This window comes from Mucilaginibacter sp. Mucisp86, assembly GCF_047324315.1.
Lineage (GTDB): Bacteria > Bacteroidota > Bacteroidia > Sphingobacteriales > Sphingobacteriaceae > Mucilaginibacter.
Genome location: NZ_CP168503.1, coordinates 3,395,775 through 3,409,484, shown reverse-complemented (window position 1 = coordinate 3,409,484; position 13,710 = coordinate 3,395,775). Strand labels below are relative to the sequence as shown.

Annotated in this window: 17 protein-coding genes; 2 read left to right on the top strand and 15 right to left on the bottom strand. The window is 45.8% G+C overall.

All coding sequences use genetic code 11. The annotated features are described in order from the left end of the window. Window positions 1–55: 55 nt before the first annotated feature. The 5 genes from ACEN9X_RS14510 to ACEN9X_RS14490 all read right to left on the bottom strand — a co-directional run bounded on the left by ACEN9X_RS14510 (window position 56) and on the right by ACEN9X_RS14490 (window position 4,426). Complete coding sequence (locus ACEN9X_RS14510) at window positions 56–214, bottom strand: lmo0937 family membrane protein (RefSeq protein WP_112575399.1); 159 nt, start codon at window positions 212–214, stop codon at window positions 56–58. 1,307 nt (window positions 215–1,521) lie between these two features. Continuing rightward, on the bottom strand, window positions 1,522–2,454 hold the full coding sequence (locus ACEN9X_RS14505; protein WP_413671028.1) for a hypothetical protein: 933 nt from the start codon (window positions 2,452–2,454) through the stop codon (window positions 1,522–1,524). A 57-nt stretch (window positions 2,455–2,511) separates the two neighbouring features. Then, window positions 2,512–3,285 (bottom strand): DNA-formamidopyrimidine glycosylase family protein, encoded by a 774-nt coding sequence (locus tag ACEN9X_RS14500; RefSeq protein ID WP_413671027.1) that lies wholly within the window; start codon window positions 3,283–3,285, stop codon window positions 2,512–2,514. Window positions 3,286–3,298: 13 nt separating this feature from the next. After that, window positions 3,299–3,526 carry a hypothetical protein gene (locus ACEN9X_RS14495; RefSeq protein ID WP_413671026.1) on the bottom strand — a complete coding sequence of 76 codons (228 nt, stop codon included), beginning with the start codon at window positions 3,524–3,526 and terminating at the stop codon, window positions 3,299–3,301. Between the two features lie 6 nt (window positions 3,527–3,532). Next, a complete protein-coding gene (locus ACEN9X_RS14490; RefSeq protein ID WP_413671025.1) occupies window positions 3,533–4,426 on the bottom strand; it encodes a DUF72 domain-containing protein in 894 nt (297 codons plus the stop codon). 260 nt (window positions 4,427–4,686) lie between these two features. Between ACEN9X_RS14490 and ACEN9X_RS14485 the strand changes: the two genes are divergently transcribed. Beyond that, window positions 4,687–4,863, top strand: coding sequence for a hypothetical protein (locus ACEN9X_RS14485; RefSeq protein ID WP_413671024.1), 177 nt, complete (start codon window positions 4,687–4,689; stop codon window positions 4,861–4,863). After that, window positions 4,860–5,387 (top strand): GNAT family N-acetyltransferase, encoded by a 528-nt coding sequence (locus tag ACEN9X_RS14480; protein WP_413671023.1) that lies wholly within the window; start codon window positions 4,860–4,862, stop codon window positions 5,385–5,387. The genes ACEN9X_RS14485 and ACEN9X_RS14480 overlap by 4 nt, the downstream gene beginning before the upstream one ends. Window positions 5,388–5,452: 65 nt before the next feature. Here ACEN9X_RS14480 and ACEN9X_RS14475 read toward each other — a convergent pair whose 3' ends face one another. The 10 genes from ACEN9X_RS14475 to ACEN9X_RS14430 all read right to left on the bottom strand — a co-directional run bounded on the left by ACEN9X_RS14475 (window position 5,453) and on the right by ACEN9X_RS14430 (window position 13,683). Continuing rightward, a complete protein-coding gene (locus ACEN9X_RS14475) occupies window positions 5,453–5,875 on the bottom strand; it encodes a hypothetical protein (RefSeq protein WP_413671022.1) in 423 nt (140 codons plus the stop codon). Between the two features lie 213 nt (window positions 5,876–6,088). Beyond that, on the bottom strand, window positions 6,089–7,312 hold the full coding sequence (locus tag ACEN9X_RS14470; RefSeq protein WP_413671021.1) for a hypothetical protein: 1,224 nt from the start codon (window positions 7,310–7,312) through the stop codon (window positions 6,089–6,091). After that, window positions 7,287–8,324 (bottom strand): hypothetical protein, encoded by a 1,038-nt coding sequence (locus tag ACEN9X_RS14465; RefSeq protein ID WP_413671020.1) that lies wholly within the window; start codon window positions 8,322–8,324, stop codon window positions 7,287–7,289. Before ACEN9X_RS14465 ends, ACEN9X_RS14470 begins: the two co-directional genes overlap by 26 nt. A gap of 6 nt (window positions 8,325–8,330) precedes the next feature. Next, window positions 8,331–9,467: a conjugative transposon protein TraM gene (traM, locus tag ACEN9X_RS14460; RefSeq protein ID WP_413671019.1), complete on the bottom strand. Its 1,137-nt coding sequence runs from the start codon at window positions 9,465–9,467 to the stop codon at window positions 8,331–8,333. Window positions 9,468–9,472: 5 nt separating this feature from the next. Beyond that, window positions 9,473–9,811 carry a hypothetical protein gene (locus ACEN9X_RS14455; protein WP_413671018.1) on the bottom strand — a complete coding sequence of 113 codons (339 nt, stop codon included), beginning with the start codon at window positions 9,809–9,811 and terminating at the stop codon, window positions 9,473–9,475. Window positions 9,812–9,815: 4 nt separating this feature from the next. Continuing rightward, the gene (gene traK / locus ACEN9X_RS14450) at window positions 9,816–10,433 is read right to left on the bottom strand and encodes a conjugative transposon protein TraK (RefSeq protein ID WP_413671017.1); all 618 of its coding nucleotides are present in this window, start codon (window positions 10,431–10,433) and stop codon (window positions 9,816–9,818) included. Between the two features lie 15 nt (window positions 10,434–10,448). Next, entirely contained in the window at window positions 10,449–11,663 is a 1,215-nt protein-coding gene (gene traJ, locus ACEN9X_RS14445) for a conjugative transposon protein TraJ (RefSeq protein ID WP_413671140.1), read from the bottom strand. 5 nt (window positions 11,664–11,668) lie between these two features. Then, window positions 11,669–12,316 carry a TerB family tellurite resistance protein gene (locus ACEN9X_RS14440; protein ID WP_413671016.1) on the bottom strand — a complete coding sequence of 216 codons (648 nt, stop codon included), beginning with the start codon at window positions 12,314–12,316 and terminating at the stop codon, window positions 11,669–11,671. Window positions 12,317–12,326: 10 nt separating this feature from the next. Then, window positions 12,327–13,013 carry a hypothetical protein gene (locus ACEN9X_RS14435; RefSeq protein WP_413671015.1) on the bottom strand — a complete coding sequence of 229 codons (687 nt, stop codon included), beginning with the start codon at window positions 13,011–13,013 and terminating at the stop codon, window positions 12,327–12,329. After that, on the bottom strand, window positions 12,997–13,683 hold the full coding sequence (locus ACEN9X_RS14430; protein WP_413671014.1) for a conjugal transfer protein TraI: 687 nt from the start codon (window positions 13,681–13,683) through the stop codon (window positions 12,997–12,999). The genes ACEN9X_RS14435 and ACEN9X_RS14430 overlap by 17 nt, the downstream gene beginning before the upstream one ends. Between the last annotated feature and the right edge of the window lie 27 nt (window positions 13,684–13,710).

Below are 13,710 nucleotides of genomic sequence, written 5' to 3'. Positions count from 1 at the left end.
GAATATATAAACTAATAACCCGGCTGCTCACCGGGTTATCTATAAGATTGATAAATCAGACTACAGTGGTATCCCTCCTGAGGAATCCGAGGATCAACGAAATAATTGCAATAACCAATAATACATGGATCAGCCCGCCGGCTGCGTAAGCGAATGTTCCGATAGCCCATCCTATAACGAGGATAACTGCTACGATGTACAAAAGTGATCTCATTTTATTTTCTTTAGGTAAATGATGACTTCATCATGCAAAGGCTGTTCCAAAAACTCTCACAGGTTGTATAAATATCAATTGAGCAGCGCTATTGACAAAGTATTCGGTACACGGATCTTATAATTTGCTGTTGTGGCCCCATTGTTCCTGACATTACATACCAACTGTAAAGTAATGGTCCTTCCGGATACCCTGGTACATTTGAATGGCCATACGGTGATCACCAAAAGCTACACTATTTTCAGAGACCCTGGATTTGCAGCCAGTATTCGACTTGACCGGCAAACCCGATCAGCTCGGGTATCGTGTAGTTCTACAGTGTTTGTATCAGAATTCCTTTGTGAATCATACTAGCAGCTAAGAAGTCACTGTGTGTGTGACTTGAACGCACATCACAGAGCACGTGACAAAAACTTCTGAAGCTTGTCTACTTCCAAGTCATTTCCCCTTTTCCACAGCGCTTGAATGCAAAGTCCAATCGCATGTCTCACAACGAAAGAGTGTTTCCAAATCAAACAGCAAAGGTTCAACACTGTGTGGCTCAGCTCTGCTATGCAAACACAACACAAAGCACTTCTGAGAATGCTTCCGTCTAGTATTTTCCTTTTCCTTTTCTACCATAGGCCATCATGAAATCTGTAAACGTACTATTCTACTATCATTTCCCCTATAGGATTCCAAAGCTGCAAATTCTAGCACTACTACAAGTGGACATGTTTGAATTGTGTACTGCTAGCTCTCTCCATTTCAAAACTACTGTGTCGTATTATACTAGAATCATTCATTAGTATGCAAGCTGTATGTATAACTCCTTCGTATTTCATAGGAAATAACTAACACATATACACAAGCATTCTCAGAAATTCTCATTCGTGTTTCCCATTCAACTAGCAGCAGCTGCTGCATCTATGAACTTGGATATCAAAGTTAGTTTCTCATTCTTGTAGTGATTCTGCAATACCTTTAAGACCTTTAGACAGCGCTCTGTATCACTCTAAGACTCTGTAGTATCTGCAAATATTTGGCTTCACTTCCTTCTTTGGAAACGGGTATGTTCGTTGGAAGTACACATCCAGCACTAACAAATCTGTGAACTCAGTTGAACTATGTTCATTGAGAACATTCACTAGACACCGCAGCTTTGTTTCCCCTCATGTCCCAGAGCAATTGAGATTCTCTGAGATAACGGTGAGAATCACTGTGAAGTTTTATTTCTTTGTGATGTTGTTTATTCATCCCAGTGTTCCATTTTGTAGTACCTTAAAAATCATCCGGAAGAAGTGCCGGAAGATTTGCCAGATCAATGATCAATCCTCTTTATATACGATATGCCGGGGAATCCAGGCTTCCATATCTTCTTCAGGGAGCTTCATCGGTTTTTCGTAAAGCAGATGACAATGAACAGGCATATCATATGGATTACCGATGATTATCCAGCGTTCTTGTTCCGGCAAACTCAAATTCCGGACTCTAAATTCCGATGTGATCTTTTTACCTTCCCATTGAGATTGAAAAGCCAGAAGCTCGGCTGATTTCATGTAAACGAGACATGCCGGTTTGTTCCATTTGAATGTGACGGTGAACTCCGTCAGCAACCAGCTGTTATTCCAGCGGGTAAACACTCTTTCATCCTGTAATTTCAATTTTTCATAACCAAGCAGGCTGGGCCGTTTCTGCAGGTATTGCCCGGCAATGTAATCGCCCAGTTTGATTTGTGTTTGCCCCCCATCCAAAGAAACTATTCCGAAATCTTCAGGTACCTGTTCCAGGCACGGAGGAGGGTTCAAGCACATGGCATTGTTATAAAATACAGTTTGATTCACTTCCGCTGCACTTAGCGTCGGATTGAAAAATTTGACTGGAACTTCCGGCTCGATCATAAAATCTCCGGACAAGATTCCATTCTGATAAACAAGTTCGACACCATTTCTGCGGCTGAATTTATAAACGTCCTTATTGGGATTCTGGTTGTGGATAAGAAAGCCTTTGGATGCCTTGAGCGCTTTCATGCGCTGTCCGAATTGTGCCACTCTTGGGCCATTTAACCTCGTAGCAATATCAATGATCTCAAATAAGTAAAGCACTTGCAGTCCTGCAATGAGGCCGCTAACATGTATTTGGATATTTCTTTGCTGACAATCGGCATCTTCAGGGTCCGGCCCAACCGTTACCCGCATGCCTGGAAGCAAGTGAGCCAACCGATCATAAAGAGATGTTAATGTCAAAGCGTTCTCAGGCATAATGGCAAATCAGGAATTATTATCCTTAAACGGTAAGATCCCGCGGACCTAACAAATTTACTCAAATAAATGCTGGCTTTCTGTATAATACGTCTTGCGTTTATCCACTTCAGCCTTTAGAATAGGCTCGCCGCTGAGTGTTAAGCTTTGTTTCGGGCGGTGTACCTGCAAGAAATCACGTTCCTTTTCGGTGATCGTATCCGGAAAGTTGTGACGGATATGATTTTCAGCATCGGTCAATACTGATTTAATCGCTGCGGTTAAAATCTCAATTTTTGTTTCAGGGATTTTATTGGCTTTGGAAAAAGGTGATATTTTGGCGGCATAAAGGATCTCATCAACATAGGCGTTTCCTATGCCCTGCACAGTTTTGCCCTCGGTCAACACAGTTTTAATGGGTTTCGATAACTTCGGCAATGCCGATCGCAGATATCCGTCCGGTAACTGCATGGCATCGGGGGCGACAGCCGGCTTGGGATCGAGGTTCAGGATTACCGCTTTCTGCCAATCCGTGATTGCAAGACCGGTTTGGTCTTCAAATAATAATTCCGCGATCGTAAACCTGTTTGTATTTTCACCTTCATACCAGTACATGGTACCGTGCAACATGAGGTGCACACTTAATACATGGCCGTTTTGAAATATAAAATGTAATTCTTTGCCTGTTCTCCTGATATCGGTTAAAGCATGCCCCTCCAGGGATTCCTGTATGACGATTTCCGGAACTTTGAGTTGACGGGTTATGGGAATATGAATGGCTGACAAAGTTCTGCCGGCAAGCTTTTTAGCAAGGTTGTCACGGAATATGTTGAGATCAGGAATTTCTGGCATGGTTGATTTAAGCTTAAAGGTATTCACTTTCGACCCGAAGGCCAATTTCTTGAATGATCGAATCTGGCAGTATGACGCCCGATTCCTGTATCCAGGTCGCATCACCCGTAAGGGCTATAGTCGCGATCAAGCGACCGTCGAACAATATCTCGCAGGATTGCGCCTGCATGTTCACCCGGCACCTGACTTTTTCTCCTGCGTAATCCAGTTCAAAACTAAAAGTAGGATTTTGATCTTCCATCATAAATTATTTAAGCGACTGACCGGGAATCTGGATTTTTAAGCTGAGTTCCCGGTTCAGGCTATCAATGAAATAATCATACAATGACAATGAAGGCGCGTCGCCGGCGTGGATGAAAAAGTAAAGGGACTTGAGGCCGGTTTGCTTCCACGCTTTAAGCCGTTTGACCCACTCATCTAACCTGAGTAAATCTGTTCGCTCGTCCCCGCAATTAACGAATCGTATAAAAGCGTGTGGTATCGTCAGTTCCATGTGTAGGCAATCCCGCCTTCCGGCCGTGTCCGAGATGACCGCACCGATATTTAGATCACCGAGCAAGTTAAACAAACTATTCCGGTGTTCTTCAGCTGCAAACCAGCTTTTATTCCTTACTTCGATATACAAAGGCGCATCTGAAGGTAAAGATGATAAATAGGACCTCAATTCGGGAAAGCTCTTGGGTGAGAAGTTATCCGCCAGTTGAAGAAACAAAGGTCCGAGATGTTTTCCGAAAACGGAGATATTAGTGTAAAATTCGTTGGTTTGTTCCTCTACATTGCGAAACCTGCGGATATGCGTAATACTCTGCGGAAACTTGGGGCAGAATTTAAAGTCAGGTATGTCCTGAACCATTTCTTTCCAGGCGGCGATTCTTTCCCGGGGTTGTGGCTGATAAAATGTAGCCCCAAGCTCGACCGTATTAAAATACCTGGCATAATTCCTTAAAAAGTCTGCGTCTTTGGTTCCTTTGGGATATAAGCTGCCGATCCAATTCTTATAACCCCACTTTGGCGCGCCCACAAAGGCTTCAAAATCACCCACAGGTTCCGCGTTTTCGAAAACCCGTAAAGTTCTCGCGCTGTCCGCCGGCAAGTGATGATCAAAATTTGTTATGTCTATTTCGTTTCTACCAAAGTGCATAAATCAAAGGTATTGAGTCATTTCAAAAAAGCATTATCATACGCTAAATAAATTGTCCGATCGCCGGCATTTCTGCATTAAAAAGAGTCCCAAAAGGAGCATAACAGACATATTGCTTATGCAATGCACCTTTAATTTGCTAAATGGCTGGCATGATCGCCTCATTTGACCGAAAAGAAAAAATAAATTAATTTCAGCCGCTGGGTATGGGACAATTACTAAGGATAAATTTTGAGAATCAAGATCATAGTTTCAGGATCTTGAACAAAGAAGCAATTACGCGTGAAACACAGATCATCGATCTGCTGCTGGACGGCCAGCCGGTGACGATCATTAAAGAAGGTAAGTTTTGGGTGGCGGAAAAACCAATTCAAGGTATTACGGCGGACCTGGTTAGTGCAGTCGCTAAAAACATCGCCCTACGTTTCCGGATATGACCTTTATCGAAAACGATGCCTATTGTATCGAACCTTTAGCCGCAAATGATGTCCTGCAACATGAAAGACTGGCTTTGGAAATCTATCAGTTATTATCCGATGAGCATACGTTACAATACCTACCCGACAAAAAACTCACATCATTGCATGAGGCCAGGATCTGGCTGAGTACCGCTATATTAAATTTCTATTCCGGCCGCAACCAGGTCCATTTGATCCGCTCAAAGTCGAACGGTGCATTATTAGGTGTTCTGGACCTTATACCGCCGGTAGTGGCTAAAGAGCATTACCAGCTGGCACACTATCCATTTTTTATCGAATTTTATTTGAAAGGACACGTCCGGGGCAAAGCATTAATGACGGGCTTACTGCCGAAAGTAGTCAAACATTTGGAAGGTAAAGGGGTCCGAGAACTGGCAGCCGTTGTCAACCGGCGTAATATTCCGGCTGCAAAAGTATTAAAGCGTTCCGGTTTCAGGTTAGCCGGAATTTTTGATCAGATGCAGGATATTTATTATTACTGAATGCCTTAAAAATTTATGACAAAATAATTTTAAAGTCGCTAGAATTAGTATCATGCAAAACCGGGTTAGCCCATTGAGATTTTCGCAATATGAGATTCCAATACACGAATAAGAAGCTGATATTTTAAATTTTTCTTTGAGTGGATAAGTTGCATCAGCAGGAATATCCATAAAACAGCCAGTATCATTGATCCCATCAGAAATCCCATCCTGATTTCCTGGAAGGGCGATCCCCCCCTGAACGCTAAAGCCGAGATAATTGCACTAACCACGAGAAAAACCGAAATAAGCTTGTAGAGACTAAATCCCTGATAGCGTTGTTCTTCAGCCTGACGTTCTTTGAGTAAGACCACAAAAAATTTTAGTTTTTCAAGACTTACAGGAGGAAAGCCGGAAAAAAAAGCCTGAATCTTGGATACCTGCACATCCAAAGGATCAGCAGGCTTCAGCTGTTGCTTTTCAAAATAAATGAGTTCCTCGACGATCATGTTCAAAAATAAAGATTTCCGGCAGGTTTAAATTGATGTGTTGAAAGTTCCGCTCAATCGCCGCCAAAAATAAAAGCCCCAAAGCGCTCGCCGCCGGGACTTTTTCCTAAACCTTATCACAATGAGCTTAGGAGAGCTCATTAAAGCCAAAGATGATGATTAATATGGATTTACTACTGGTTTGAGAACAATCGTGATTTGCTGTGACGACGATCAAACTTTTATACTGCTTTTACGGGACTGCTTTTTCTCCGGCTCCTGCGCTTTTGAAGAATCACCCTGCTTTTCTGATCTGGTTTGTTTTTGACTTGTTTCCTGTTTCTGGGCAGACGGGAACAATTCTTCCCGTTTCATCTTTTTCATTTGATGGTCAAAGACGTTGACGGTTTTATATTGCGGGTTGGCAGCGATAAAATACTTCTGCTCATTGCCGTCCTTTTCGACCGTAATCTGCTGTTTGTTGCCTTTCTTTAGCGAACGGAGCAGGTCCTCCCTTGATTTGGGATCACTCATTTCCTTGATTCCCTTGCCGTCAAGGAATTTTTCGACGTCAAAGCTGTGCTGCTTTAAACGGGCATTCCCGCCATCGGTCAGGTCCTTCCAATCCAGCTTCACCCAGGCATGATATTTTTCCTGATCTTTATTAAACAGCTGCTTGAATACCGCCCTGCCGTCCAGGCCATCCGACCGGTCCATAAGGTTAAACGCTTCCTTCGCCGTAACGCCGTTACCTTTGTTGATATAAAAACTTTGCGTGGTGTTTTCATTGCCTTGTTTTACGGAGGCGTCGAATTTATTCAGGAAATACATATCCTGATTATTCCCGGCCTTAAAGTGAAGCGTATAATCCACTTTGCGCTGGTTATATTCCTGTTGCGTGGTCAGGTTAAATTCAGGCGTTTTCGCTTTGATCTGCTTTTCCATTTCACCGTTCAGCTTCTCGCCAAACCCAAGGTTCAGCAGACTGTTCTTCAAAAATTCTACGTTCTGATTCATTGGACTATGATTTAATTGTTGGAAATAATCAATTCGCTTCGGGTTGTTTTCTGCCAGGTAAGCTTTAACACCTTCCTGATTCAGCATCCAGGGCTTTGCCTGCTCATCGGGTAATTGCTGTACCAATGCCTTTGCCAGCACCTGAGCGGCGCTTTCCTTGGAGATATCGGCATGGAAGCCCCGCCAGCTCTCGTTCATGGTATTTTGTTGGTATAAAGCCGCGTCGTAACCATACAAAACGACCGGGCCATCCCGTTCCGGGCGGTACAGATCGAAAAAGAAGTCGAACGCTACCCGCTCGGAAACCTCGCGGTGCTGGATTTGCCACTGAATGTTATCACTCATGACACTTTCTCTCAGCCTGTCAACCAATTGTGGCGAAACAAAGCCAAGGTCAGCCAGTTGGTTCTTCAATTCAAACAAGTTTGTGGCGCGATCCATTTTTCACTCCTTTTGTTAAGTTTGATAATTCAGGTTCCGCTTTAATGCTATTATCCGCCTTTTCTTTCTTGTACTCAGGCTGAGGTGGTTTGAAGGGCCGATAATCGGCATCGAAAAGCAGGATCATTTTGTTTGCAGGGTCTGCCTGCAGGAAAACCTCGTGTGATTGCCCGTGCTGTTTCCATTGCGTTTCTACCTGCTGACCGTTTTCGAGCAGCCGGATAATCTCCCCCTTATCCGGTGGCAGTGCGGGAAAATCGGCTAATGCTTTTCCAATATCAAAGGCATAATCCGGATGATACTCCCGGATGCCTTCGGAACCGAGCTGCACCCAGCGCTGACGTTCCCGTCCTTCGAAATCCAGGTACTGTTGTTTGAGGGCGCGGCCTTCCAAAAGTCCCCTGACCTGACCGACTTTAATTTCCGGCCAGTCGGATTTTATAAAGGTGTACGCGCTCACTTCAACGCTGCCGTGAAGCAACTTGCCGTCGATTTGGGTCAGTTGGAAATTACCATAGGGATCTTTTTCAAAATGCAGGTTCAATCCGAGTTTCTTGTCCTGTTCCAATTGCGAACCTACAGCAAGGTCAATTTGACGACGGTACTGATCAAGGTGATCTTCCAATCGGCCTGCCATCGAATTAAGACCAGAGTTTCTAAGGATCCTCTTGAGTTCGATCATATTATTTTCACGCTGAATACGCTGTTGTTCCAGGAAAGCAGGCTGGTCGATGTAACGATCTTTCAACCGTTGAATAAACCTGACCAATGGATTGGGGTATAATTGATGCTCCAGGTTTTTGATCTGCTTATTCAGCAACAACATAAAAGGCTTTTCATCCGGCCGCACTGTTCCAACAAGCAGGTGGCGGGTTTCCCGGAGATGATGATACTGCAGCCTGCTGATACCTGCATCGTCGGCAGCCCCTGCCCTGATCAGCGGGTCCATGGACTTTTTTTTATCCTCCCAATCATTGAAGACCAGGAGTACCCGGTTTGTCATAATTTTCATTACGATTTAAGGATTGATCTTAAGCAGAACAGGATAAGCATCGCTTAGCCGCACCTTGATTTTCCTGGCCTTTTTACTAAAAATGCTTTTGGCAGCATTTACGCCGCCAGCAGCGGCCTGCGCGCCAATGCTTTGATCGGCGGATAAAAACTGCATGCTTTGAATGGCATTATCGCCGGCCGAAATGGCCGGTCCTGAAATTTCCGCTTCAGGGGCAGGGATACCCGGCATCCCGTCCAGACTGAAGACGGTCAGGTTAACCGGCAGGATCTGCTTGTCCAGCCTGATATTCCGGATCGTCAGCAGCAGCCGCTGATTGGTTATCTGGCACACGCCGAAAAGTTCCTGTCCTTTGGCCAAAACCTGGCTTTTAACCGACACCGTATCGGTCAGAATCAATTTCACTGCTCCGCCATCTGCTACTTTCTGCTTACCGGCAACCACCGCAGGGACAGCGCGGAAGGGCTGCGCAGCCGAATCCGTTTTTGGATGCGTCGGTGTATTCAACGCTGCTTCGGGATGCTGTGAATTCTGCAAGGTTTGCAACTGCTCCATCAGCTTGCTTAATTGCTGGATTTCAGGGTCTGGGGTGTTGTCAGTATGCATACCGTTAACCAACTTCTGGATCTGCTCGACATTTTTCACCGCTTCCGCGTGCTCAGGGCTATAAGAAGTGGCTATTGCCGCGGGCTGGTGCTGATTGAGCTGACGGTTAAGCTGTGAGAGCCGCGCCTCGATATTTGCAGATTGCTGATCGGCCGTGTAAGGCTTCACACTAAGCGTTTTATCTGCCTGCTGTTCTGGCGATACGAGATTATTCCGCGTCCCGAAACCCATGCGCTCAACAAAACTTTGGCTGATGCCATCTGTAGCATGAGCGGAATCGTTGTTCGAGGATTGGTAAATCCCCATTTTATCTTTGGCTTTATCTTCTTTAAACTGCGCTGAAGGTAAAGCCATATCGATCCCTTTCTGCTCTGCCACGGGAGAAGCCGATTTTGCAGATTTCCCCCCGCCAAGTGCCCAGAATGCCATAGTGGTAAATGGGAGTACCAGCAAGGGTAATACCATAAGGAATCGTCTTTTCTTTAAAAATTCATTGCTATGCTGCGGCTTCGCAGCCTTCTGTTGTTGCTTTTTCATAAGATCTATTTTCGATGGGTTAATGAATCTGTTTTTAATACGGTATCCTCCCCGGGCGGCTGGCCATTTGCCGCTTCGCCGATATGCCGGGAAACGTAGCTTCCGCTGGTAATCGGCGCCGACTTCCCGCGCTGCAGGATCAAACTGGCTACCATCGCCCCCGCAAATACCGCAATGATCGCGGCCAGTATCCCCGCTTGCCGGCGAAGGGAATAATTACCGACCATCTTATTCATGCGCATGCTGACATAATACTGCCACCGGATGACCTTACCGGCGATCCTGATCGCCAACGGATCATTTGCCGCGTCAATAATTTTCGGTTGTCTGCTGAATAGGTTCATAGGATTAATGTTTAATCGTTGTGTCGCGGTTCGTCAATACCTGCCAGTGCTGGATCAGAAATCCATGTGGATTATTATCGGTCTGTTGCTGCATATCCCGGACCTCCCCACGGGTCACCAGCTTCCGGGTTACTGTGCTGCTCGCCCGGATAAGCTTTTCGGTCGCGTAACAGGTGAAAGAATAGGGAAACTGGTTTCCCTCCAAACTCATACTGTCTACCTTGATCTGTTGCGATATATTCGCGGAGATCAGGTTATTGAAATATCCGGACTCCTTGAGGTTATCGTACTGGTGTTTGGCAGATTCGTCGGCCAGGTAAAGCGCTTTGGAGATATTAGCCTGTATGGCCTGGTCATCCGGGCTAAGGTTGAAAAAATCCTCATGAAAAGTCTTGATATGATCCCGCAGCTCTACCGGCAGATTGCTCTTCCGGTCAGAAGCTAGCGCCTCCAGCACTTTCCCGTTGTAAAGGATATGGACGGTTTGTTGTGCCCTGGCAACGGTTTTACCATTGATATAGCAGACAAAACAGGTAATGAAAATATTTGCGCCGATCAGCACGATGCTGAAAACTTTGATATGCTTAAAGGCGGTGTCGATATTTTTCAGATGTGTAAACATGGCAGTCGTTTTTGGTTAAGAGACTTTATTATCTTTATCACCGGATAAGCGCCCGGCCTGGTAATTGTCAGTCTGATTCTCCCTGCCACCGGACCGGTATCCTGCCGCAAAATCACCGGGTGCCGCCGCGAGATTAAACGCACCGTTTAAGGCGCGCTGCCCTCCGGCTGTACCGGCCTGGGTAATCGTACGGGATGACTGGCTGATCAGCGTATTTACTTTTTGTAATAAACCGTTGCCGCCACCCGCATTCACGATATATCCTGCAATGCCGGGCACGGTGAAATAACCGAGGATGCCAATGATCAGGAAGATCAGGTAGGCAGTATCGGTGGAACTGAAAAAAGTATCACCGGTATTTTCCACCTGGGAAATATCCAGCTTGAGCATGTTCTCCTGGACCTTGCCGATGATGGCCCCGAAGATGTTGGCAACCGGCAGCCACAGGAATACATTGATGTACTTGGCTAACCAGACGGACAGCGTATGCTGAAATCCATCAAATACCGCTAAACCAAAAACAATTGGCCCGAGAATGGCAAGCACGATCAGGTAAAAGGTCCTGATGGTATTGATACAAAGTGCAGCGGCTTCATAAAGCACCTGTAAAACTTCTGACATCCATTGCTTTACCGTATTTCTGAAATTATAAGATGCTTTGGCCATGGCGAATTTTACGTCATTGCCGACACTTTCAAATAATCCTTCATTGCTGCCGGATTTATCATCCGGATGGGTGTACTTATACCACTTTTCCCGATCACCGTCACCCTGATCTCCTACATACATTTGCCAGGTTTCCGTCTGCTTTACTGCCGCCTCTTTAGCCTGCAACAGTCTTTCAATGGCGGCATCCGAATTTTGTACCATCCCTGAAGTAGCGGTGACGGTCGGTTGCATGACGCCATTGATCACAGCGATCACGCCCGGAAAAATTATCAATGCGATACCTAAGGCAAAGGGACGCATCAGGGGATAAAAATCGATAGGCTCGGCATTTGCGATCTGACGCCACACCCGGTAGCTGATATAAAGTAATGCACCAAAACCCGCTATCGCGCGGCCGACACCGATGAGTTCGCCACATAATGGCAGCATATCATTATAAACGCTGTCGAGGGTTGCCTGTAATCCGTGTATATCATCAGCGATGCCTGCGGCGCGGGAATTGAATGGCAATAGCATCATGGCCCCGGCGACGATTCCGGCGAATAATAATTTGTTTCTCATCATGATCAATTTTTAATGGTAAATACCTGTTTCATTGTCCGGCTGTCCGCCAGATCTTTGGCGCGCTGGATAGCGAGCAGCGCTCCCTGCCGGTTAAAAGACCGAAGGAACTGTAGCTTATCCGATCCTGTCGCATAAAGCCGGTCAATGCCTTCGATGCGCTCGGCGTCTGACATCCGAAGTTCATTTGCGGTAATCAAATGAGTAAGTTCCGTCAGGTCATCCAAACTTTCGGCGAGAAGTTTGGAATACACATTTTCCATATAAGTAAGCTCAGCCGCGCTGAAAACGCCCCGCCTCCGGAATCCGGAGATCGCAGACTTATATTCGCTTACTAAACTAACCTGCATACTGATGACCTCCGCTACACGCCCGTAATTCCTGATGGAAGGGTTGATGGCCATCAAGCTTCCCAGGTAGAGATCGTGCAGGTTAAAATTACCTCTGGATAAGTTCGAGACCAGGCCGTATCCTTTATTATAAATCTGGTAGCCGGTCTTCATATCGTTAAGGATATTCTTGAACTGAGTTAGTTTCTCCACATCCAGGATTAATTGCTGGAGTTCCTGGCTTTGAGCCGATGCCTTCTCTGGAGAGATGAAGGAAAACAACAGTAAAACCAGGGGTAAAATGTATTTCAAAAGATGCTTCATAAGGAAATGGTTAATGCTTGAAGTATAAAGCGTTGCTCGTTTGAATAGCGTTCTTTTCCTGTTGCCGCTGAATGACCAGTATGCTAACACTGTTCAGGAAAGTCAGGACAAAGCGATAGGTGTCCTGCATCGCTCCATGGATCTGACCGATCAGCCGCAGCCGCTCGGAATCATTCATTTTCAGCTGACCATCCGTGATGACCTGCTCAAGGTGAGCGATCTGTGAATCGCAGTCCATTTGGACGACATCCCCCACTCTTGCTACGTATTGCTGCTCCTGAGGCATCAATCCGGTGTAGGCATCACCCGGTCCCAATGCCTTGAGTATTTCGCTCCGCCAGTTCAGTATCTCGGTAATCTCCGGGCTTTCTCTGATCGAAGGATCAGCCGTTTCGAGCCTGGAATAGAATCCGCTGTGAAGGGTATATTCCGAACTGAGATAACCGGAAATGGAACCTAGCCCTTTGCCTGCGATCCTGTAGCCATCCCTGACATAGCCGCCCAATAACTGGAGAGCGGCAATCTGCTGAAGCAGGTATTTCTTTTGCGTACTGTTCTGCCGGAACCATTCCGCGAAAGTTTGTGCATGGACGTTTGAGCCCATGGCTGAAACGATCAGGATCCAAAAAATGTAGAAAAACAGCTTAAAAACATGTGTACTGCTTTTGCTGGTATTGTCGTTATTGCGGAATTTCATAAAGTTTTTTGATAGTTTTTATTTCACCTGTTTCCTTGCCCCGCTGCTGGCTGAGTAATATATTCTGTTCGTTGAAGCGATGCAGGTCATCATAGTTTTCATCGAGCCGGTCACCCGCTTTATTGATGAGTACGAGACGCTGCTCATCGGTCATTTGGGTCTTGAACCCATTAATGACAAACATAATCTGATCCAGGTTCTTAAGACTGGCATCCAGCATCCCGCCATATACCTCTTCCATATAGCTCAATTCTGCCGGGCTGAACCGGCCATCCCGGTTGACCACGACCCAGGCTTGCCGATACTCCCTGACCATCGCCAGTTGCTTTGCGGTCATATCCTTGATCCGCTGATAATAAGTGATCACAGATTTGATCCGCCACAGCTCATCATAATAGTTGCTGTAAAGCTGCCGCTGTTGATCGGTCCAACTGGTAATTTCGTCCAGCCGGAGTTTGGAAAGCTGGTTCTCCAAAGCCTTTTGCGCATTTTGTAGCCAGATCGTTTGGTTTTGCATGCGCTGAACTTTGAGATCGATCGCTTTAATTACTTTCGTAGCTGCAGCTTTAATGACGTCTGTAATGACGAACTGTGCCCTGGCATTTTCCACAGATACCGATACCAGCACAAAAGCAAGACTGATCGGTAGTGTAACCTTAAAAATTTTCATAATCCTCCCTTCTCCCGGGATTTCCGG